25 protein-coding genes and 1 pseudogene are annotated in these 20939 nt (G+C 64.0%); 8 read left to right on the top strand and 18 right to left on the bottom strand.

Translation table 11 applies throughout. The features are described from left to right. Positions 1 to 19: 19 nt before the first annotated feature. From EJ077_RS03145 to ykgO, 4 genes and pseudogenes are all read right to left on the bottom strand, one after another. Positions 20 to 483, bottom strand: a pseudogene (locus tag EJ077_RS03145) (hypothetical protein). A gap of 42 nt (positions 484 to 525) precedes the next feature. Further along, entirely contained in the window at positions 526 to 1593 is a 1068-nt protein-coding gene (locus EJ077_RS03150; RefSeq protein ID WP_208699550.1) for an alpha/beta fold hydrolase, read from the bottom strand. An 83-nt stretch (positions 1594 to 1676) separates the two neighbouring features. After that, entirely contained in the window at positions 1677 to 2285 is a 609-nt protein-coding gene (locus EJ077_RS03155; protein ID WP_208699552.1) for a tetratricopeptide repeat protein, read from the bottom strand. Positions 2286 to 2394: 109 nt separating this feature from the next. After that, positions 2395 to 2520, bottom strand: coding sequence for a type B 50S ribosomal protein L36 (ykgO, locus tag EJ077_RS03160; RefSeq protein ID WP_006203764.1), 126 nt, complete (start codon positions 2518 to 2520; stop codon positions 2395 to 2397). Between the two features lie 242 nt (positions 2521 to 2762). On the opposite strand from ykgO, the gene EJ077_RS03165 reads away from it, so the two are divergent. Beyond that, entirely contained in the window at positions 2763 to 3182 is a 420-nt protein-coding gene (locus tag EJ077_RS03165) for a lysozyme inhibitor LprI family protein (protein WP_208699554.1), read from the top strand. Between the two features lie 16 nt (positions 3183 to 3198). Here EJ077_RS03165 and EJ077_RS03170 read toward each other — a convergent pair whose 3' ends face one another. The 11 genes from EJ077_RS03170 to EJ077_RS03220 all read right to left on the bottom strand — a co-directional run bounded on the left by EJ077_RS03170 (position 3199) and on the right by EJ077_RS03220 (position 11455). After that, the gene (locus EJ077_RS03170) at positions 3199 to 4275 is read right to left on the bottom strand and encodes a 5-(carboxyamino)imidazole ribonucleotide synthase (protein WP_208699556.1); all 1077 of its coding nucleotides are present in this window, start codon (positions 4273 to 4275) and stop codon (positions 3199 to 3201) included. Continuing rightward, on the bottom strand, positions 4272 to 4769 hold the full coding sequence (gene purE, locus EJ077_RS03175) for a 5-(carboxyamino)imidazole ribonucleotide mutase (protein ID WP_208699558.1): 498 nt from the start codon (positions 4767 to 4769) through the stop codon (positions 4272 to 4274). Before purE ends, EJ077_RS03170 begins: the two co-directional genes overlap by 4 nt. Positions 4770 to 4867: 98 nt before the next feature. Continuing rightward, positions 4868 to 5779 (bottom strand): anti-sigma factor family protein, encoded by a 912-nt coding sequence (locus EJ077_RS03180; RefSeq protein ID WP_208699560.1) that lies wholly within the window; start codon positions 5777 to 5779, stop codon positions 4868 to 4870. Beyond that, positions 5776 to 6315: a sigma-70 family RNA polymerase sigma factor gene (locus EJ077_RS03185; protein WP_208699562.1), complete on the bottom strand. Its 540-nt coding sequence runs from the start codon at positions 6313 to 6315 to the stop codon at positions 5776 to 5778. Before EJ077_RS03185 ends, EJ077_RS03180 begins: the two co-directional genes overlap by 4 nt. A 46-nt stretch (positions 6316 to 6361) precedes the next feature. Then, positions 6362 to 6565, bottom strand: coding sequence for a hypothetical protein (locus EJ077_RS03190; RefSeq protein WP_208699564.1), 204 nt, complete (start codon positions 6563 to 6565; stop codon positions 6362 to 6364). A 138-nt stretch (positions 6566 to 6703) separates the two neighbouring features. Next, positions 6704 to 7909, bottom strand: coding sequence for an aminotransferase class V-fold PLP-dependent enzyme (locus EJ077_RS03195; RefSeq protein ID WP_208699566.1), 1206 nt, complete (start codon positions 7907 to 7909; stop codon positions 6704 to 6706). Between the two features lie 25 nt (positions 7910 to 7934). Beyond that, the gene (locus EJ077_RS03200) at positions 7935 to 8396 is read right to left on the bottom strand and encodes a RidA family protein (protein WP_208699568.1); all 462 of its coding nucleotides are present in this window, start codon (positions 8394 to 8396) and stop codon (positions 7935 to 7937) included. A gap of 38 nt (positions 8397 to 8434) precedes the next feature. After that, positions 8435 to 9229, bottom strand: a complete 795-nt coding sequence (locus EJ077_RS03205; RefSeq protein ID WP_208699570.1) for an amino acid ABC transporter ATP-binding protein — start codon at positions 9227 to 9229, stop codon at positions 8435 to 8437. Between the two features lie 4 nt (positions 9230 to 9233). Further along, positions 9234 to 9884 carry an amino acid ABC transporter permease gene (locus tag EJ077_RS03210; RefSeq protein WP_208699572.1) on the bottom strand — a complete coding sequence of 217 codons (651 nt, stop codon included), beginning with the start codon at positions 9882 to 9884 and terminating at the stop codon, positions 9234 to 9236. Position 9885: 1 nt separating this feature from the next. Continuing rightward, entirely contained in the window at positions 9886 to 10551 is a 666-nt protein-coding gene (locus EJ077_RS03215; protein ID WP_208699573.1) for an amino acid ABC transporter permease, read from the bottom strand. A 73-nt stretch (positions 10552 to 10624) separates the two neighbouring features. Next, a complete protein-coding gene (locus EJ077_RS03220) occupies positions 10625 to 11455 on the bottom strand; it encodes a transporter substrate-binding domain-containing protein (RefSeq protein WP_171892286.1) in 831 nt (276 codons plus the stop codon). Between the two features lie 169 nt (positions 11456 to 11624). Between EJ077_RS03220 and EJ077_RS03225 the strand changes: the two genes are divergently transcribed. Continuing rightward, on the top strand, positions 11625 to 12413 hold the full coding sequence (locus EJ077_RS03225) for an IclR family transcriptional regulator (RefSeq protein ID WP_127278463.1): 789 nt from the start codon (positions 11625 to 11627) through the stop codon (positions 12411 to 12413). 29 nt (positions 12414 to 12442) lie between these two features. On the opposite strand, the gene EJ077_RS03230 is transcribed toward EJ077_RS03225, so the two are convergent. Further along, complete coding sequence (locus tag EJ077_RS03230; protein ID WP_208699575.1) at positions 12443 to 12646, bottom strand: YdcH family protein; 204 nt, start codon at positions 12644 to 12646, stop codon at positions 12443 to 12445. A 240-nt stretch (positions 12647 to 12886) separates the two neighbouring features. Between EJ077_RS03230 and EJ077_RS03235 the strand changes: the two genes are divergently transcribed. The 5 genes from EJ077_RS03235 (at position 12887) to EJ077_RS03255 (ending at position 16482) form a co-directional block, all read left to right on the top strand. Further along, positions 12887 to 13066, top strand: a complete 180-nt coding sequence (locus EJ077_RS03235) for a YdcH family protein (protein WP_127278461.1) — start codon at positions 12887 to 12889, stop codon at positions 13064 to 13066. A 348-nt stretch (positions 13067 to 13414) separates the two neighbouring features. Further along, the gene (gene ispG, locus EJ077_RS03240) at positions 13415 to 14668 is read left to right on the top strand and encodes a flavodoxin-dependent (E)-4-hydroxy-3-methylbut-2-enyl-diphosphate synthase (RefSeq protein ID WP_208702896.1); all 1254 of its coding nucleotides are present in this window, start codon (positions 13415 to 13417) and stop codon (positions 14666 to 14668) included. A 5-nt stretch (positions 14669 to 14673) separates the two neighbouring features. Continuing rightward, on the top strand, positions 14674 to 15528 hold the full coding sequence (locus EJ077_RS03245; RefSeq protein WP_208699577.1) for a lytic transglycosylase domain-containing protein: 855 nt from the start codon (positions 14674 to 14676) through the stop codon (positions 15526 to 15528). A gap of 35 nt (positions 15529 to 15563) precedes the next feature. Then, positions 15564 to 15680 carry a phosphotransferase-like protein gene (locus EJ077_RS03250; RefSeq protein ID WP_245458624.1) on the top strand — a complete coding sequence of 39 codons (117 nt, stop codon included), beginning with the start codon at positions 15564 to 15566 and terminating at the stop codon, positions 15678 to 15680. Between the two features lie 49 nt (positions 15681 to 15729). After that, on the top strand, positions 15730 to 16482 hold the full coding sequence (locus EJ077_RS03255; RefSeq protein ID WP_208699579.1) for a Stf0 family sulfotransferase: 753 nt from the start codon (positions 15730 to 15732) through the stop codon (positions 16480 to 16482). Between the two features lie 15 nt (positions 16483 to 16497). Here the strand turns inward: EJ077_RS03255 and EJ077_RS03260 are convergent, their stop codons facing one another. Together EJ077_RS03260 and EJ077_RS03265 are read right to left on the bottom strand one after the other, a co-directional pair. Next, positions 16498 to 18831, bottom strand: a complete 2334-nt coding sequence (locus tag EJ077_RS03260) for a response regulator (protein WP_208699581.1) — start codon at positions 18829 to 18831, stop codon at positions 16498 to 16500. 171 nt (positions 18832 to 19002) lie between these two features. Next, a complete protein-coding gene (locus EJ077_RS03265) occupies positions 19003 to 19920 on the bottom strand; it encodes a polyprenyl synthetase family protein (RefSeq protein WP_208699583.1) in 918 nt (305 codons plus the stop codon). A 221-nt stretch (positions 19921 to 20141) separates the two neighbouring features. Between EJ077_RS03265 and EJ077_RS03270 the strand changes: the two genes are divergently transcribed. Beyond that, positions 20142 to 20903: a biosynthetic peptidoglycan transglycosylase gene (locus EJ077_RS03270; RefSeq protein ID WP_208699585.1), complete on the top strand. Its 762-nt coding sequence runs from the start codon at positions 20142 to 20144 to the stop codon at positions 20901 to 20903. The last annotated feature ends 36 nt before the right edge of the window (positions 20904 to 20939 follow it).

A 20939-nucleotide genomic window follows, 5' to 3' on the forward strand; every position in this document is an offset into this window, starting at 1 on the left:
ACGCGCCTTGACGGCGGCTTCAGCGCATCGCGATGGCGAGCGCTTTCGCCGCGGCTTCGGCGTGGCTCCTGCGCCGAAGAAACCGTTCGGCGCGCGAGATGGGGTCGTGCAAATATTGATCCGGCCCCAGCATCTTTCGCCGATTGAGTTCGGCATTGTCGAGCAGATCGAAATCGACCCTGGTGATTGCGCAAAGCCAGCCGGGATGGCGGGATGACCATGCCTTTGCGTGGTGCTCCAGGAGCAGGCTGCAGCTGGAATAGCCGTGGTAGTCGAAAGCGATCACGCCGTTCGTCACATAGATATGGTTGCCGGAAAAGCCCTCGCCGGGAATGATACGTTCGCCGTAAAATCCCCCAGAGGTGGATGCTTGAGAAAGGTGCCGGCGAGAATGACGCACGCGCCGTGACCGAAGAAGACGCGATCCGGCAGTGCCCATCGCCTTTCGGCATTTTTCTTTATGCCGTGTTTCAGGACATACATGCCGCTCTGATCCCAATAGCGTCTTGCGATGGCTTGGGATTGTCAGGTCGGGGCGAGCTCGGCCTGTGGCTCCTTGATGTCGGCGCATTTGCCCACGCCATAGGCATCGTCGGAAATCCGGGCTTCCACCGTCCTGGCGATTGCTTCCAGGTCTATAGCCTTGCCGGCAACCTTCTCGATGGCGCCGACGACGAGGTCGGGGGCGATCCAGTCCGGCTTGTGACCAAGATTTTGCACCCAGACCAGCTCGGCGCCTGATATGTCGCGCACGAGGCCGACGGAGTGAATGTGGGCATAGACCACCTTGTCGCGATCGCCGGAGATGACCACGGTCGGCGCCGTGATCTCTTTGTAATGCGGTGCCGCGCCAAGCGCATACCGATAGAGCCCGGCGACGTCGGTGGCATTGGCGCGGAAGGCCGACGGCCGCAGCACCAGCGGGATCGCGGCTGAGGCGAGATAATTGTCCGGCACTTTGTTGGGCGAGAAGACGCAGGTCGTGGCCTCCGCCATCTGCAGCGTTCCCGCAGGATAGCTCAGCGTCTCGGAGAACAGCCGGCCGATCACCGGAATGGTGGTCAGGTCGTAGTACCAGGACGTCGCGCCGCCCGGCCAGGGATGGCTCGCCGGCGCCAGGAAGACGAGGCCGAGCGTCTTGTCGGCATGCTCGCGGCCGAAAGCCGCCGTCACCACGCCGCCGAAGGAATGGCCGACAATGATGGCCCGCTTGATGCCGAGACGGTCCATCAGCGCGGCGATGGTGTTGGCCTGCGCCGACGGATTTTCATTGTTGCCGGGGCCGCGTCCCGACCAGCCGGCTCCCGGCCGGTCGAAAAACAGCATTTCGGCACGGCCTTCGAGCAGCGGCCTGAGCGGCAGCATCTGGTCTTTCAAATTGGCGCTGGCGCCGTGAATGAAGACGATCGGTGGCAGATCCGCACCAGCTGGCGCGGGAACGTGGACATAGTGGATGCGGGCGGCGCCAATGTCGACGAATGCGCCGACCGGCGGACCGCGGCGCTCGATCAGCCACGAGCCGACGCGGGTGACGCCGACAAGGGCAAGGACGAGTGCGAAAAGGAAGGCGAGCGCGGCGTAGATCAGGTTCATGGGGGATATACGGGAAGGGAGGCTGATAAGTTGTAGGGCGGCAATAGGGAAGCTCAAGCGCCCAATGCCTATTGCCTAGTCTATCAAATTCCCTCGCCGGCAAGCTCTTCCGACAGGGTCGCGACCTGGTTCTGGGCGCTGCGCATCATGGGATAGATGGCCAGCACCTTCTGCCAGGCCTCGAGCGCCGATTGCTTGTGACCGGTCTCCGCCATGATCTGGGCCAGGCCCGACAGCGCGCCGAAATGGCGTGGCTCGAGCTGCAGCGTGCGGTCGATATCGGCCATCGACTTGCCGTAGTTCTTCATCATGAAATGCACGGTGGCGCGGCGGTTCCAGCCTTCGGCGTAGCTTGGCTGCAAGGTCACGACCTGGTCCAGGAAATCGAGCGCGACGTCGAACTTCTGATCGTTCATCGCCTTTTGCGACCACTGCATCATAAGGTCGATCGAGGCGCTGCCGGACTGGAACCATTCGTTCCAGATGTTGCCGGCAATGCGCTCGGCGGCCTTTTCGTTGCGCTCGCGCTTCAGGTCGGAGAACAGCCTGTCGAGCCGGGCCTGTTTCGTCATCGGCGGCCCCGGAGTGTCCGGGGCCGGCGGCTGGGCCGCCTGATCGTTCGCTGCCCTGGCCGCTATGGTAACGGCACCGGAAAAAGGGAAAGCGATCAAAAATGCAAAAAGAATCCGCATCGCCCGACTCTAGTCCCGGGCGGCGGAACATCAAAGTAAATTCAGCGTGGGAAGGTCGGCTCGCCGACAAGCATCAATGGGCGGAGGCAAAAAGCCTCCTGCCGAAAACTCAACCCTGGCGCGCCTTGTAGCGCGGGGCGGTCTTGTTGATGATGTAGATGCGGCCCTTGCGGCGAACCAGCTGGTTGTCGCGGTGACGCGCCTTCAGCGCCTTGAGCGAATTCTTGATCTTCATGGTCTTGCCTGTCGGTGTGGACCCGGTTCCGGGTCGAAATTATAAGGCGCGCCAGAAGACGCGCCTTTTGAACGGTGGGTGGCTCATAAACGAGGAGCCTTGCCCATGTCAACCGTAAGTCAACGGCAAGCGTGCTCCGCGTCCTGATATCATCAAATATCCGCCATGTCGGCCCCGTGGCATTGCGCGACCTTGGGCGGGCTGGGATGATGCCGCGACAAGCAAGTGATTTGGGGACAAAGATGCGTCGAATTTTCCTGTCCGCCGGTCTCGCCGTCCTGGCGGCAAGCGCGGCTGCCCGCGCTCAGGAATGCGACCGTTCCGACGACAGCCAGCAAATGATGAACATCTGTGCGGGCGAGGATTATCAGGCCGCCGACGCCAGGCTCAACGCAGCCTATCAGGCGCTGATCGGCTCCGATGATGCGGATGGCAAGCGATTGCTTCAGGTGGCGCAGCGCGCCTGGATAAGCTTCCGCGATGCCGAATGCGCGCATAACACCGCGGCCAGCGCGGGTGGCTCCATCCACGCGATGGAAGTTTCGCAGTGCCTGACCAGGCTGACCAATGATCGCATCAAGCAGCTCGCCGCCTCTGCCAATTGCGAGGACGGCGATGCAAGCTGCGCCGGCCCCGGCGAGGGCAGCGACGAGGTGCAATAGGCTCGTGTCCCGCGAACTAAGGACGTGAGCTGATGCGGGTGAAGTGGCCCATCTTGCGGCCAGGCCGGGCTTCCGCCTTGCCGTAGAGGTGCAGCATCAGGTCGGGCTCGGCGAGCAGGGCTGGAACACGCAGCACGTCGTCGCCGATCAGGTTCTCCATCACGCAATCGGAATGGCGGTTGGGGCTGCCCAGCGGCAGGCCGGCAATGGCGCGGATGTGTTGCTCGAACTGCGAAACGATGCAGGCGGCTTCGGTCCAATGGCCTGAATTGTGGACGCGGGGCGCGATCTCGTTGGCCAGCAGCGAACCATCGGCCAGCACGAAGAACTCGACACCGATGACGCCGACATAGTCGAGCGCGGACAATATCTTCGACGCGGCCACCCGCGCGGCTACCGCCGTTTCGGGTTTGATGCTGGCCGGCAAGGTCGATGTGTGCAGAATGCCGTCGCGGTGCACATTTTCGGCCGGATCATAGGCGGCGACCGCCCCATCGATCCCGCGCGCGGCGATGACGGAAATCTCGCGCTCGAACGGCACGAAGCTCTCCAGGATCAGCGGCACATTGCCCATTGCCTCGCAGGTGCCGGCGAAACCGCCGGCTTCCATGTTACGGAAGACGCGCTGGCCCTTGCCGTCATAGCCCATGCGCCGCGTCTTCAGGATGCCGCTGCCGCCGAATGCCTTCAGCGCCGCCGTCAATTCGTCGTCCGTGTCGACCGGTCGGAAATCGGCGGTGGCAATGCCGATGCTGTTGAGGAATGTCTTTTCGCTCACCCGGTCCTGCGCCACGTCAAGCGCACGCGCTGGCGGATAGACCGCCACCTTGGCGGCAAGCGCGATTGCAGCGGCCACCGGCACATTCTCGAACTCATAGGTGACGATGGCACTGGCGGCCGCCAGTTCGGCAAGCGCGGCCGGATCGTCATAGGGGGCCGTAATCTGCCGGTTGGCGACCTGGGCGGCCGGGCAATCCGGCTGCGGCTCCAATACGGCGGTGCGGTAGCCGAGGCGGGCAGCGGCCATTGCAAGCATGCGGCCCAACTGGCCGCCGCCAATGATGCCGATCGTCGATCCGGCGGGCAGGCTCACGGCGCGTCCGTCGGTTCTGCCGCGACCTTGGCGGTCTGCGAGGCGCGCCAGGCATCGAGCCTCTGGGCAAGCTTGTCGTCGTTGAGCGCCAATACGGCGGCGGCCAGGAGGGCGGCGTTGGCCGCGCCGGCCTTGCCGATCGCCAGTGTCCCGACCGGAATGCCGGCCGGCATCTGGACGATGGAGAGCAGAGAATCCTGGCCCGACAACGCTTTCGATTCCACCGGCACGCCGAACACCGGCAATGGCGTCATAGCCGCCGTCATGCCGGGCAGATGCGCCGCACCCCCGGCGCCGGCGATGATCACCTTGTAGCCGGCCGCCTTGGCGCCCTTGGCGAATTCGTAGAGCCGGTCAGGCGTGCGGTGCGCCGAAATGATCAGCCGTTTATGGGGAACGCCAAGCGCCTCCAGCGTTTCGGCTGCCTGGCGCATCGTCGCCCAGTCGGATTGGCTGCCCATGATGATGGCGACGTCGGCGCGTTGATCGTTCAAGCTTCTGCTCCCCGGCGACAAAGGCGCGCCTTAGCGGAATTCGCGCGGGGCCGCAAGGATATGCGGCTATCGGCGAGATGCCGACGGCCGCACCCGGCTCATACCGCCGCCTTGCGGAAGCGCGCGACGAAGTCGTCGAGTTCGGGCCGCTCCATGTCGGAGATCGCCCAGTAGGAGAAGGCGCCGTCGCTCCAGTGCACCATCGAGAAGCCGCCCGAGGAAAGATCGTCCGGCTGGGTGGCCTTGCCGCCCTGCTGCGGTTCGGCGACCAGCGTGATCAGGTGCTCGCGATGGCGGTAGACCAGGGCCGGTACCGGCCGGCCTGATATCACCTCGACCCGGCCGCCGATCAGCGCGAAGCCGTCCTGGGCAAGGTCGGGCGCCGGCGGCGAGACACCGATGCGGGCGTCGAGCCACGGCTTGACCGTATGGCGGTCGGAGGAAACGATGTCGATCGGACTCGCGGCGAGCAGGCTGCGGCGATGGCCGCTGGCGACGGCCGCGGCAAAGCCGTCCTCCGCGCCGTTGAACATCACCCATTGCGTCGCGCCGCTGGCCAGCACCGCGCTGATCATGATCGACGCCGCCATGGCGCGCCAGTCGAACGAGCCGAAGCGGCGCGCCCTTGGCGATGTGCGCGCCTGCGAAGGACGCGTCCCGGCTTCGCGTCTCTGGCCTGCGCCGGCGCCCGCGATCAATCCCGGCAGCGCCCACGACGTGCCGCGCTGCGGCTCGGTCGCCTCGGCATCGTCTTGCCGTTCGGTATCCGCCATGTCGATTGCCGCGATGCGGGCCAGAAACGCGTCGCTGACTTCGGGGCGGGGCAAGCGGCTGACCGCGCCCCGCAAGGCGACAATGCGGGCATGTTCGGCGGCAAGCCGGGGGTCGGCGGCGATGCGGCGCTCCACGGCAAGGGCGGCCGCGGCATCGAGTTCGCCATCTATAAGGGCGTGAATCATCAGTCTGATACCTTCGGGATCATTGGGCAGTCCGTCGTCATGGCTGGTCATGGCGTTCTCCCCAGTTCCGACGCCAGCAGGCCGCGGGCGCGGGCAAGCCTGGACATCACCGTGCCCATCGGCACGTCGAGCATGGCGGCTATTTCACGATAGCTGAGGCCGTTTATGTCGCGCAGCACCAGTGTCTCGCGAAACGGCTGGGGCAGGGCTGCGATCGCAGCTTCCAGTGCCGCCGTATCGGCCCTGGCGATCAGGCTCGCCTCCGGCCCGTCCTCGTCGGGCAGGCTGGTGCCATGGGCCGCCGCCATGTCGTCGAGATCGCCGAGATCGCCGACAGCCATCATGCCGCGCGGCCGGTTGCGCGCGATCCAGGTGTAGGAGGTGTTGCGCACGATGGTCAGCAGCCAGGCACGGGCATTGCCGCCGGCATAGCCCGATATGCCGGCATGCGCTTTGATGCAGGCGTCCTGCACGACATCCTCGGCGTCGGCGGCATTGCCGGTCAGCCAGCGGGCCAGCGCCAGCGCATCGCCGAGATGCGGCAGCACCACTTCGTTGAAGCGTTCTGCCAGGGCCCTCTCGCTCAAAGCAGCACCATGATCCGATACTCCGGGACGGACTGGGCGCGCCGCCTCAAGATGCGACAGCGATTTTGCCTTGCTTGCAGGAGCAAAGCCCCCGGAAACGGACAAGGTCGCCTGCCGTGCTGAAAGTGAATTCATCTGCATCACCAGTGTCAAGCACCACAAGGGAGAGCCTGACGACCATCATGCTCGCCAGCGCAGGACGGCGGCTGACGCCGCAGCCCTGTCCGCTGTGCTTGCAATGATGATGCATGCCGATCTCCTCAACGCCGGAAGTGGCGTATGTCGAAGAGACTTATCGAGGAGACGATTTATTCCCGCGTGGGCAAATCCGGCAGTTCACAGTCCCGTGATCAGCGGTGCTTTAGGCATTGTTGGTTCGGTTTGGCGATCAATCCGGCCAGCGCAGGACGCCGGACGAATCCTTGCGGGCGACCTTCATCGCGTCGGTCGGGCGGTCCTTCGCGGTCAATATTGCGCGCAGCTGGTCGGCGACGATTTCCGCCTCGCCGGGATGAAGATTGCAAGGGTCGAGGAAGAAATGGCCGCGTTCGATTTCGTGGTTGCGCACGATGATCGGCGGCGAGCCCGCGGCAAGCGCCGAGGTGAGGCCGGCGGCGGTGAAGCGGCTTTCCGGCGATACGAAGATCTGCAGGCGGTCGAGCGGATTGGCGGTGGGGTCGGGAATGATGATGGCGGCGATGCCGGGCAGTCCCTGCAGCGCATCCTTCCACAGGTTCAGTGCTGCCGCCTCGCGCCGGCGGATGCCGGCATGGTCACGCTTCTCCCAAGCTTCGAGCGCCGCCATGGTGCCGGCGATGCTTTCCTTGCCGACCTTCATGGCGCGCGCGACGCCGCGGTTCTGCAGATAGGCGGCCCGTATCAGATCCTTGCGGCCGGTGACGATGCCGCTGGTCGGCCCGCTCAGGAATTTATGGCCGCTGTAGATGACGACATCGGCGCCACGTGCGAGGAAGCCGTGCAGATCGTATTCGGACGCGGCATCGACGATCACCGGCACGCGCTTGGCGTGGCAGATCTCGCAGAATTCCTCCAGCGACAGCATGCCATACTGCACGGTGTGGTGGGCGACGACATAGAGGCCCGCCGCCGTGCGCTCGTTGATCGCATCGCGCACATGATAGTCCTGGGTGACGCTGACGGTCCCTGCCGGGATGACCTTGGCGCCGGCGACACGGATCGACTGGTCGATCGGCGCGCCGTAATTGACGATGTGGCCGAGCTGGATGACGACTTCCGACTTCAGCCCTTCGGTATCATCGGGCAGGCGCTCGATGGCGAGCAGGTTGGTCCCCGTCATCGCACCGGCGATCGCCATGGTGATGCCGCTGGCGCAGCAGGCGGTGATGAATCCGGCCTCGCCGCCGGTGAGGCGCGCGACGACCGTGCTCGCGGCGCGTTGCAGATCGTCCATCTCCACCCATTGCGACGCCATTTCGGCCATGGCGCTGATCGCCTCGGGAACGATGATCGAGGCGCCGAGCGCCGTCATGGTGCCGGAGACGTTGATGATCGGCCGCAAGCCCAGACGTTCGCGAATGGTGGTGTTGGAGCCGGCGGAGGACGTGGTTTTCATGTGAGCAAATCCCGTTGGTGGCAGGTCAGGCGGCGATCTCGACGACCGCTTCGATTTCGACAGTGATATTTCCAGGCAGCGAGCCGACGCCGATCGCCGAACGGGCATGGCCGCCGATCTTGTCGAAGACATCGGCGAACAGGTCCGAGCAGCCATTGACCACCCTTGGATGATCGCTGAAGGTCGGCGTCGCGTTGACGAAGCCGAGCAGCTTGACGACGCGCACGATGCGGCCGAGATCGCCGGCTGCCGCATGCATGACGGCAAGCAGATTGAGCCCGGTGAGGCGGGCATGCTCATAGGCCTGATCGACCGTCACATCCTCCCCCACCTTGCCGGTGCAAAGCGTGCCGTCGGCGCGCAGCGGCCCCTGGCCGGAGAGGAAGATCAGCCGGCCGCTCTCGGCATGGGTGACGAAGTTGGCGATGGGCGTCGGCGGCTCGGGCAGTGTCAGGCCGAGTTCGGCGAGCCTGATATAAGGCGTCATTGATGAAAGCTCCTTGGGGCAGCTTTGGCCGCCTGATGTCAGAAATGCGAGGCGCGGAAGCGCGCCAGGAAGGTGCGGAGGCGTTCGTTGGTGGTCTCCGCCGCGAGGATCTCCTTCGGCGGCCCGACGGCGCTGACGCCGCCATCGGCCATGAAGACGATGCGGCTCGAGGCGTCGCGGGCGAAGGCCATTTCGTGGGTTACCATCAGCATGGTCATGCCGTCCTCGGCCAGGCTGCGCACGACGGCCAGCACCTCGCCGACCAGTTCGGGGTCGAGGGCGGAGGTGATTTCGTCGAGCAGCAGGATCTTCGGTTCCATGGCCACGGCGCGGGCGATGCCGACGCGCTGCTGCTGGCCGCCGGAGAGTTCGGCCGGCAGGCTGTCGGCCTTGTGGGCAAGGCCAACCCGGCCGAGCCAGTGCTCGGCAATCGAGCGTGCCTCGGCCTCGTTCTTACCCCGCACCTTGGTCAAGCCCAGCATGATGTTGCCGGCCGCCGTCAGGTGAGGGAACAGGTTGAAGCTCTGGAACACCATGCCGGTCTCGGCGCGCATGCTGGCCAAATCGCGTTCGCTGCGGCGCTGGCGCGTTGCGGCTGAGAGATAGCCGACCTCCTTGCCGTCGATGCGGATCGAGCCGCTGTCGTAGCTCTCAAGGAAGTTGACGCAGCGCAGCAGCGTGGTCTTGCCGCTGCCGGAAGGGCCGATGACGGTCACCACCTCGCCGCGCTTCACCTGAAGGCTGACTGAGCGCAACACCTCGACGGCGCCGAAGGCCTTGGAGACATCGCGTACGTCGAGCAATGCGGGACTGGCGTTCGAGGCTTCGGACATCGTACTATTCCCGGATGAAGGAGAAACGCCGCTCGAGACGCCGGCTGGCGAGCGAGAGCGCGTAGTTGACCGCGAAATAGATGAGCGCGCCCAATATGTAGAGCGGCATCGCCTCATAGGTGCGGCCGATGACCTGATTGATGGCCTGCATCAAATCGGTGATGCCGAGCAGCGACACCAGCGCGCTGCCCTTGACCGCGTCGGTGACGCCATTGATCCAGGGCGGCAGGAAGCGCCTGAAGGCCTGCGGAAAGATGACGTAGGTGAGCCGTTGGCCAAAGGTCAGTCCGATCGCCATCGCGGCTTCGGACTGTCCCTTCGGGATCGAGCCGACTGCGCCCCTGAGATACTCGATGACCTGCGCCGTCTTGAACAGGGTCAGCGCCGACACCGCGGCCCAGAACGACGGCAGATGCAGCCCGATCGCCGGCAGGCCGTAATAGACGAAGAACATCAGCACCAGGATCGGAATGCCGCGAATGGTGTCCGAGAAGATCCGCACCGCCCAGCGCAGCGGCGCGGGTCCATAGACCAGGCCGACGCCCAACAGGACGCCGGCGATGAGCGACAGCACCACGACCAGCAGCGATACCCATAAGGTCACGGCGAAGCCTTGGGCGAGGAACGGCAGCGCGTAGAGGATCTGGCTCAACATGTCAGCGCGCCGCCCTGAACCGGCGCTCGATGAGCCGCAGTCCAAAAAGCAGGATGTAGCCGGTCACCAAATACATCGCGGTGGTGACCAGGTAGACCTCGACGATGCGGAAGGTGTTGAAGTTGATCCACTGGGCGCCGAAGGTGAGTTCGGGCACCGAGATGACCGAAGCGATCGAGGTGTCCTTGAACAGCGAGATGAAGGTGTTGGACAGCGCCGGCAGCGTGATGCGCAGCATGGTCGGCAGGCGCACGTGGAGCAGCCTTTGCCAGGGCGTGAGGCCGATCGCCTTGCCGGCGTCGAGCTGGCCGCGCGGGACAGCCTCGAGGCCGGAGCGAAACACTTCGACCAGATAGGCGCCGCTATAGACCGACAGGGTCAGCACAAACGAGGTCGGTGCGCTGTAGGCCAGGTCGACCACGGTCGGCAGGCCGTAGAAGACGAGATAGACCAGCAGGATCAGTGGCACGTTGCGGATGAATTCGACATAGGCGGCGATCGCCGCCCGCACCGCGCGTCCTGCGGAGACGTACCAGACCGCGAGCACCAGCCCGATGACGACGCCGATGGCGATCGAGATCACGGCAAGCTCGAGGCTGAGCAGCAGGCCGCCCCACAGCTTGTCGAAATGCCGCCAGATCAGATTGAAGTTGAGGGCATAGCCCATGCGTCCGCCTCGGTGTGAAGGGCGTCGAGTCGATTACGGAAGGGCTGGAATGCCGCCCTTCCGTAATTCGGGATCAGATGACCGGGAAGCCGGGATGACGCGCCGGCGGTTCCTGGCCGAAATAGTCCTTGAATGCGGCGTCATAGAGCGCCGATTCATGACCGAACATGGCGATGGTGAAGGTCTGGTCGACGAAGGTCAGCCAGTCGAGATCGCCTTGCCGAAGTGCCGCGCCATAGAGCATCGAATACCAGCTCTTGCCGGCATCGAAATATTTGTCGGGATTGCGCGAGGCGAGCCAGCGCACGGTGGACAGATCGACCGCGGCGGCATCGGCTCGTTTCGATTCCAGCGCCTGCAGCACGTTGGCCTGGGTGTCGATCTGCAGCACCTGGGCCTGCGGCAGAGCGTAGTGGACCGAGCTTTCGGCATCGACATTCTGTAGGATCGAAATGCGGGTCGCGGAACCGCCGGCGAGCAGCTTGTCGAAGGTCTTGTTCTCGGCGGTCGGCAGTGTCAGCAAGGCAACGCCTTCGACATAGTAGGGCCGGGAGAAATTGATCAGCTGCGAGCGCTGCGCCGTCATCGTCATGAACTGGATGGTGATGTCGACCTTGTTGGTGGTGACGTTGGGAATGCGCTGCGCCGGATCCTGCATGACGAACTCGACCTTGGTCGGGTCGTCGAAAAGGCCCTTGGCAAGGATGCGGCCCATGGTGATGTCCATGCCCACAAGTTCGCCGGCATCGTTCTCGAAGTGCCAGGGCGCGTTGGTGCTGCCGGTGCCGACAATCAGCTTGCCTCTGTCGAGCACGGTGCGCAGAAGACTGTCGGATGCGGCTTGCGCGGCGGCCTTCTGGGCATCGACGGTTGCCAGCACCCCGGCGGTGGCCAGTCCCGCCATTCCCAATTTCAGAAAATCACGTCTTCCGGATGTGTCGTTCACGGCGACCTCCTTTCGTGTTGTGTTCCCCAATGCACAGGTCATACACGCGACAGCGATTATCAAAATTGTCTCTTACAAGAGACGCATGTATCCTGTACAAGACAGATACTAACACCGGGAATCGACAATGCAAGATGGTAATGCCCCAGCAATTTCGGCGGACGAGAAGACGACCGCCTCTCGCGAGAAAGGCCTCAACCGGGTCCTGGAGATCCTGGAGTTTCTTCACACGACGCAGCGGGCGATCGGCATTGGCGATCTTGCCAAGGGGGTGAACGCGCCGCGTTCGACCACCTACACGCTGGTGCGGTCGCTGGTCGATGCCGGCCTGCTGGAAATGGCTGGCGACGGCAACCGCGTCTATTTCGGCAAGAAACTCTACCTCTACGGAATGGACTATGTGCGCGGCAACGACCTGTTGCGGCGCGGGCGCCAGGAGGTCGATCATCTGTCGCGCGAGACCGGGGAGACCTCGGAACTGTGCATGCTGCAGAGCGGCCGCTACACGATCGTGCATTCCAGCCCCGGCACCAGGCCGTTCCGCATCAGCTCCGCCACCGGCCTGCAGATACCGCTGCCCTGGACTGCCTCGGGACGGCTACTTCTTGCGGGGCTGGATAGAGCCGCGATCGAGGCCATGGTGTCCGACGACGACCTCGTGCTGCCCGATGGCCGCAAGCTGCGGCTCGACGATTTCATCGCCGACATCGCAAAGGCTGGGGTGACCGGCTACTGCGTCACCTCGGGCCTGGTCGACGCCTATACGAAATGCCTCGCCGTGCCGGTCTTCTCAGCACCAGGCAAGGTCGAGGCGACGATGTGCCTGGTGGTTCCGATCGACACGTCGGAGGAGCGGACCGCGGATCTCATCGGGCTGCTGCGCGGCCGCGCCGCCGGGCTCTCGATCGGCGGATAGGCGGAAAGTGCCGGCGGAGCGCTCGCGTTTCAGGCGATGATGTCTGGAATGATCTTGTCTTCCAGCTTCATCAGCCGGTCCTTGAGGACAAGCTTCTTCTTTTTCATGCGCTGAATCTGCAGCGGGTCGCAATTCATGGCGATCATCGCGTTGATCGCGGCATCGAAATCGGCGTGTTCCTGCTTCAGCCGGGAAAATTCGAGGCGAATATCGGCCTGTTCCTGATCGGACATTCTCTACCGTCTGCACGTCTGCGGCGCCCAAAACTGGGCTCTGGCTGGGCGGGGGCGGCAATTTCTGCCACCGGCGCGCAGCCCATATCACATTTCACGTTGTCGTGGAATGCTACCACGCAGCATTCGACATCGCTGTCCGATGATGGCACACTGTCATTGTGCCGTCACAGATACGACCTGCGGTGGACGTGCCTTTGACGGCTGCAATCGAGGAAACCATGAAAGGGAGAACCAATCATGTCTCTTGCATCCCATCTTGATGAGTTGCAGCGGAAACACGGCGACATCGAACGCGAAATCGATGACGCGATGAACCACCCGTCGGTGGACGACCTCGAAATCGTGAATCTCAAGCGACGCAAGCTGGCACTCAAGGATGCGATTGAGAAATTGAGGGCGCAACCAACCACGCATTGATCCTCATCTGATATAGCCGCTCACCACTGGCGGTCTTCCTTGCCGGCGGCGCCAGCCGCCGGTGCAGTGATTTTAATTTCAGCGATTCCACAAGCCGAAGCTAATATTCGTCAGACCCATTTATGCCGGGCCGCAGTAAGGTCGTGCGCTGTTTTAGCTCCTGGCCGGCACCAATTGCTGCCAGTGGCGACCTGTCGCCATTGACAAGCCATCTTTGCTCCTCCACCTCATGCCCGGACTTCAGCGCATCGGACCCGGCTTGTGCGTCCAAGCGGATGCACGGGCTTCAGAGAAACGCATAGCGCTCCAGAGAGACGCATGGCGCTCCAGAGTCAAAAGGCTGCCGGCATGACCGGGTATTTTTCCTTTCCCTTCCCCCGCCGCACCTCGGTCGGCGTCGATGTCGGCGGCGTGGTTGTCGGCGGCGGCGCCCCGGTCGTCGTGCAATCGATGACCAATACCGATACCGCCGATGTCGACCAGACGGTCGCGCAAGTCGCGGCGCTGCACCGCGCCGGCTCCGAGATCGTGCGCATCACCGTTGACCGCGACGAGAGTGCCGCCGCCGTGCCGCGCATCCACGAGCGACTGTTGCGGCTCGGCGTCAATGTGCCGCTGGTCGGCGATTTCCACTATATCGGTCACAAGCTGCTGGCCGATCACCCGGACTGCGCCGAGGCGCTGGCCAAGTACCGCATCAATCCAGGCAATGTCGGCTTCAAGGACAAGAAGGACCGGCAGTTCACCGATATCGTCGAAATGGCGATCAAGCACGACAAGCCGGTGCGCATCGGCGTCAACTGGGGCTCGCTCGACCAGGAACTGTTGACGCGGCTGATGGACGACAACCAGGACAAGGGTTTTCCCCTGACCGCGCAGGAAGTCACGCGCGAGGCGATCGTGCAGTCGGCGATCCTGTCGGCCGAGATGGCCGAAGAGATCGGTCTTGGCCGCGAAAAAATCATCCTGTCGGCCAAGGTCAGCGGCGTGCAGGATCTGATTGCCGTCTACACCGAACTCGCCACCCGCTCCAATCACGCGCTGCATCTCGGCCTCACCGAAGCCGGCATGGGGTCAAAAGGCATCGTTGCTTCTTCCGCCGCCATGGGCATCCTCTTGCAGCAAGGCATCGGCGACACCATCCGCATCTCGCTGACGCCGGAGCCGAAAGGCGACCGTACCCGCGAGGTGCAGGTGTCGCAGGAACTGCTGCAGACCATGGGCTTCCGGCAGTTCGTGCCGATCGTCGCGGCCTGCCCCGGCTGCGGCCGCACCACCTCCACCGTGTTTCAGGAACTGGCGCAGAACATCCAGGCGGACCTGCGCAAGAACATGCCGGTGTGGCGTGAGAAATACCCGGGCGTCGAGAACCTCAAGGTCGCGGTGATGGGCTGCATCGTCAACGGCCCGGGTGAGTCCAAGCATGCCGATATCGGCATTTCGCTGCCTGGTACCGGCGAGACGCCGACCGCGCCGGTCTTCGTCGACGGCAAGAAGGCGGCGACGCTGCGCGGGCCGTCGATCGCGGCGGATTTCGAAAAGATGGTCGCCGACTATATCGAGCAACGGTTCGGTCAGGGCGGCAAGGCGGCGGCAGAGTAGGTCAAATGCGGCGTTTCCTGTGGGCGACGCTGATTTTCCTGTGCGGCATGGCCTGGTCGACGCTTGCCCAGGCCGATCCGCCGCAATCGGCCAAGCAGCGGCTGATCGACAAGGTCTGCAACCTGATCCAGGCGCATGCCGACCAGAACGCTCTGCCCCGCGACTTCTTCGCCCGCCTTATCTGGAAGGAAAGCCGTTTCGATCCCAATGCCGTGAGCCCCGTCGGCGCCGAGGGTATTGCCCAGTTCATGCCGGGTACCGCCAAGATGCGGGGGCTTGCTGATTCCTTCGACATCAACCAGGCGATCCCGGCGTCGGCTAGATATCTCGCCGAAATGAAGACCAGTTATGGCAATCTTGGCCTCGCGGCGGCCGCCTATAATGCCGGCGAGAGCCGGGTGTCGCGCTGGCTGAATTCCGGCGGCTTCCTGCCGATGGAGACGGAAAGCTATGTGTTCGACGTCATGGGTGAGCCGGTCGACAAGTTCACGGACCCGGCCTATGCCGGCAAAGTCGAACCGCTCGATGCCAAGCTGGACTTCGCCGTCGCCTGCCGCAAGCTGCCGGTGATCATGTCGCGGACGGTCGCGATGGCCTCGATCAACATCAAGCCATGGGGCATTCAGGTGGCGGGGAATTTCCGCCGCAGCGCCGCGATCGGCCAGTGGCTCAGGGTGCGGGGCCGCTTCCCGGCGCTGCTTGCCGGGCATGATCCTGTGGTGAGCCGGGTCCGCACGCCGATCGGCCGGCGCAGCATCTACGCCGTCAGGATCGGGATCGACGACCGCGCCGCCGCCAATGTCATCTGCCAGAAGCTGCAAAGCGTCGGCGGCGCCTGCGTGGTGGTGCGCAACCGGTAAGGGCCTAGGGGCGCGAAGCGCTGCGCGCCGACAGGTTGGCGCGCTGGCAATATGAGCGCGTCCACAACGGGATACGCTACGACCTCGAAGTCGACACGAGCGCCCAAACGCTGCAATGTGCCCGTCGCATCCAGCAACGGTTTCAGCTATAGCGGCGGCCACCATCTCTCCTTGGACAGCAGCCCTGTCATGCGAGCGCCCATGTTCGACGGATACATAATCTGCGGCACACCCAGAACCGGCAGCACCCTGCTGTGCAAGTTGCTGGCGGACACCGGAACGACCGGGGATCCACACTCTTTCTACCGGCGGCAGGATGTGTCGGAGTGGGCTCAGGATTGGGGATTGCCCGCTCGCAACACGATGGGCGAGCTTGAATTCCAGCTTGCCTATCTCAATGCGGCGATCGGTGCCGGCAAGGCCGATACTGAAATTTTCGGCTTGCGCCTGATGCGTGAAAACCTGGACGAGCTTTCAGCCATCCTCGACCGGATTTTTCCGGAGCTTGCGTCGGACAAAGAGCGTTTCGAGAAGGTTTTTGGCCGTGTCCTCTACATACACCTGTCGCGCGAAAACAAGCTCGCGCAGGCCGTCTCCCTGGTCAAAGCACGGCAAACCGGTCTTTGGCATATCGCCCCCGACGGAACCGAAATCGAAAGGGTGGGGCCTGCCAGGGAACCTCACTATGATTTCGCGCGCATCAAGGACGAGGTCGAAGAGCTGGAAGCCTATGATGCGGCCTGGAACATCTGGTTCGCGCAACAGGGCATAGCACCATTGCGGATCGGCTATGAGCACCTTTCCGCCGAGCCGGCCGTGGCATTGCTGCGCATCTGCGAGGCCCTCGGCGTCCGGGCGCCGGATGCCGGGCATGTCAGGCCCGGCGTCGCGAAGCTCGCGGACGAGACAAGCCTGGACTGGATGCGCCGCTTTCATCTGGACGCGGCCGTCTGAGGCGTTGATGGGTGGTCAGGCGGTCTTGGCCACCACCGTCTCGCTGAGCCAGGTGCCGATCTTGGCGCCGAGGCGATCGGGCGAAACGGGCTTGGGCAGATAGTCGTCCATGCCGGCCTCGATGCACTTGTCGCGGTCGCCCTTCAGCGCATGCGCGGTGACGCCGATGATCGGGATGTGGCCGCCCGACGACGCTTCGATCGCCCGGATGGCGCGTGTCGCCTCGTAGCCGTTCATCTCCGGCATCGAGACGTCCATCAGAACCAGCCTCGGATGCAGCGACCGGTACATCTCGACCGCGGTGCGGCCATTGCCGGCGATGCGGTAGCTCAGGCCGAGCCCATTGAGGATCTGGCCGAACACCATCTGGTTCACGTCATTGTCCTCGGCGATGAGGATGTCGATCGGGCTGTTCGGCGCGGCATTCGATTCCGGCACGGTCGCGACCGGTACCGCGGGGCCACGGATAACCGTGAAGGGCGGTGTCGCCTGCATCGGTTGGACCGGTTCGCGAATGAACTGCGCCTTGCCGACCTGCGAGCGCGCCTTCTGGATGACCGAGATGACCGTGCCGAGCAGGACCGCCGACCGCGCCGGCTTGGTCAGGTGCGCCGATATGCCGAAGTCGATGATCATCTTGCCGAAATCGACCTGGTCGACAGAGGTCAGGATCACGACCGGAATGGCGGACAGCCGGCTGTCGGCGGCGATGGCCCGGGCGACATCGGCACCGTTCATGCCTGGCATCTGATAGTCGAGGATGATGCAGTCGACGCTGGCCCCGAGTTGGCAGGCGCGATCGAGGAAGGCGAGGCCCATTGCGCCGCTTTCGGCGGCGGCGCAGTCGAAGCTCCAGCTTCTGAGTTGTTCGAGCAGGATCTCGCGGTTGACCGGATTGTCGTCGATGACCAGCACGCGCGCGCCGGTGACGTCCACCGGCACGATAGCGTCGCGCGCCTCGGCGCGGTGGACCGGCAGCGGCACGGCGAACCAGAAGACGGAACCGCGGCCGATCTCGCTCTCGACGCCGATCTTGCCGGCCATCAGGTCGACGAGACGGGCGGCGATGGCGAGCCCAAGGCCGGTGCCTTCATGACGGCGGGTCGAAGACCCGTCGACCTGGGCGAACTTCTCGAACACGTTTTGCAATTTCTCGGCCGGGATGCCGATCCCGGTGTCCTCGACGCGCAGCTTGAGCTGGACGACGTCGTTGACGGTTTCGCCGCCGACATCGATCAGCACGTGGCCCTTCTCGGTGAATTTCACCGCATTGCCGACCAAATTGGTGACGATCTGCCGAAAGCGACCGGCATCGCCGACGACATAGGCCGGCAGCCTCGGGTCGACACGCACGATGAGTTCCAGGTTCTTCTCGGCAACGCGTGCCGAGACCAGCGTCGCCACATCCTCCACCGCTTCCGAGAGGCGGAAGGGGGCAGGATCGAGCGTCAGCTGCCCTGCATTGATCTTGGAGAAATCGAGGATGTCGTTGATGATGGTGAGAAGCGCGTTGCCCGATTTCACGATCACGTCGGTGAAGGTCTTCTGGCGCGGGTTCAGCTCGGTCTTGGCCAGCAGTTCGGCCATGCCGAGCACGCCGTTCATCGGCGTGCGGATTTCGTGGCTCATATTGGCCAGGAATTCCGACTTGGCACGGTCGGCCGCCTCGGCCTTGAACAGGGATTCGGCCGACTGGGCAAAGGCGCGGCGGATCGCCTGTTCCATCGGCCGGAAGATCCAGAAGGCAACGATGGCGAGCACGGCAAACAATAGGCCGCTCGCCCACAAAAGCAGCCGGTCGCTCGATGCGTCCGCCAGATGGCGTTCGTCGTCCATCGCGGTGCGGACACGCACCAGCATTGGCTGAACGAACAGGTCGTTCTGGTTGCGGATTTCGCGAGAACTCCACTCATCGGTCTTTTGCGCCACCGACATCAGATTGAAGTTGCGAACCATGTCACGCGGCGACCAGAACAGATCGCCATTGACGGAAGCGGCTGCAAGTTCGTTGACGGTCTTGGCCGACAGGCGCGGGCGGATCGCGGCGAACTGGGCGCTCAGTGTCTCGATCTCGCCGGTCAGGCGCTCGGAATGGTCGCGCGCCGAAGCCGTCAGCGCATCACGCGTCTCGATCCGCCAGGCGGAACTTGTCGTCTCGGCGAAGCTGGTGGCGTTGCGCAGGTCGCGGGTGAAAACGACGAGATTGCTGCTCAGCGCATCGATCTCATGGCGCAAGGAATTGACGCGATTGAGCGCAACCATGATGGCGGCCGAAGCCAGCGCGAAAACCAACAATCCCGAAAGATAACGTATCCGGACGGACCGGATGAAGGAAGAATATTCCGGCATGCGCAACCCCAACACATACGCATTATTTTAATGGTCGGGATTACGCTTCATTTACATTAAGATTTCGTTGGCGCATCGCATGTCAATGCATGCCTGGCGGGGACGCGGCGGATCGGATCGATGCGGTGACGCCGAGCCGTCGACCATGCGCAACCCGATATGGGCCTGCCGTCAGCTGTTGCGGGTTGCCACGAAGGTCGCGGCGGCCTTCAGCAGGGCCGCCTTTTCGCCAAAGGGTTCGAGCAGCTCGTGCGCCTGGCCGACGAGGCCGTCGAGCTGCTTGCGAGCCCAATCCGCGCCGTGCAAGGCCACCAGCGTACCCTTGCCCGCGGCGGCATCCTTGCCGGTCGCCTTGCCCATCTGCCTGGCGTCGGCCGTCAAATCCAGCAGGTCGTCGGCTAGTTGGAAGGCAAGGCCGATCGCCGAACCGAACTCGGCCAGCCTTTCCAGATCATCGGAGCGTGCGCCGGCCAGGATCGCACCCGCCTCGCAGGCGAAACGGATCAGCGCGCCGGTCTTCATCGCCTGCAGCCGGATGATGCCGGCCTCGTCCGGTCGCACCTGCTCGGCTTCGAGATCGAGCTTCTGGCCGCCGACCATGCCGCCGGCCCCGGCGGCGCGGGCAAGCGCCAGCACAAGGGCTGCGCGCCGCTCGGCCGGCAGCGCGGTCGCCTCGCCGGCGAGGATGTCGAAGGCGAGCGTCAGCAGTGCGTCGCCAGCAAGAATCGCAGTGGCCTCGTCGAAGGCCTTGTGCACGGTCGGCTGGCCGCGGCGCAGGTCATCGTCGTCCATCGCCGGCAGGTCATCATGGATCAGCGAATAGCAATGCACGCATTCAAGTGCGGCCGCGACGCGCAGCGCCGCTTCGCCATCGGCGGAAAACAGGGCAGCGCTTTCCATGACCAGAAAGGGGCGCAGGCGCTTGCCGCCGTTCAGCACGCCATGGCGCATCGCCGCCATCAGGCGATCGGGCCTGGCGATCTCGCCCGAAAGCGGGCGGTCGTCGAGCAACCGACGCAGCATCACCTCGACGGCGGCCGCGCGTCTGATGAGCGCCATTTCGAACGCCATTTCGTCGTCATTCGTCATGGCCGGGACCGGTAGCCGACACTCAGACGTTGCGCAAGAAGGCAAGCGCCATTATGCCGGAGCGGTAAGGGCCCGTTTGGAAACTCACCTCCTGCGGTCATCTGAAGGCGTTTTCCGCGCTTCCGGTGCTCACGTACTCGAATGTACGCTCCGCTCCGGTTCTCGAAACACCGTCTTGTGACCCTCGGGAGCGCATTTCGAGACGAGCTTCGTGGCACGGGTTGGGCGGCTTGGCGGAACCGATCGTCGATCATGAGACCGAAAAGCTGGACATGGCGACGAGATCGCGAGGCGTGAACCGCCGCAATCTCAGGCGCTGGGTACGGCGCGGCATCGTCGTGGCCGCCGTGCTGGCGTTTATCCCGGTGGTGCTGACCTTTCTCTACCTGCCGTCCTTCGTGCATCCAGTGTCGACGCTGATGCTGAAGGACCTGGCGACCTTCTCCGGCTACGACCGGCGCTGGGTTTCCATCGATGACGTGGCGCCCGTGCTCGCCCATTCGGTCATCATGTCGGAGGATGGGCAGTTCTGTTTCCACCGCGGCGTCGATCTCGGCGAGCTCAGGGGCGTCGTCGACGATGCGCTGGCCGGCGAGGCGACGCGCGGCGCATCGACCATCACCATGCAGACGGTGAAGAACCTCTTCCTTTGGTCGCGGCCGCTGGGCTCGGTGCGCAAGGTCGTCGAGTTGCCGCTGGCCGTCTATTTCGACGCGGTGATGTCGAAACGGCGCATCATGGAGATCTACCTCAACATCGCCGAATGGGGGCCGGGCATCTATGGCATCGAGGCGGCGGCGCAGCACCATTTCGGCATTCCGGCAAAGCAACTGTCCAGACGGCAGGCGGCTCTTCTCGCCGTCACGCTGCCCAATCCGATCGCCCGCAATCCGGCAAAACCCGGGCCGGGTCTCAGACGGCTGGCCAACCTGATCGAGCGGCGCGCCGGCCGCTCAGGCGCCTATGTCGGCTGCCTGGACTAGCCGGCACAAAAAAGATTCACCGCGGTGCTGGCCAAA

This window comes from Mesorhizobium sp. M8A.F.Ca.ET.057.01.1.1, assembly GCF_003952565.1.
Lineage (GTDB): Bacteria > Pseudomonadota > Alphaproteobacteria > Rhizobiales > Rhizobiaceae > Mesorhizobium.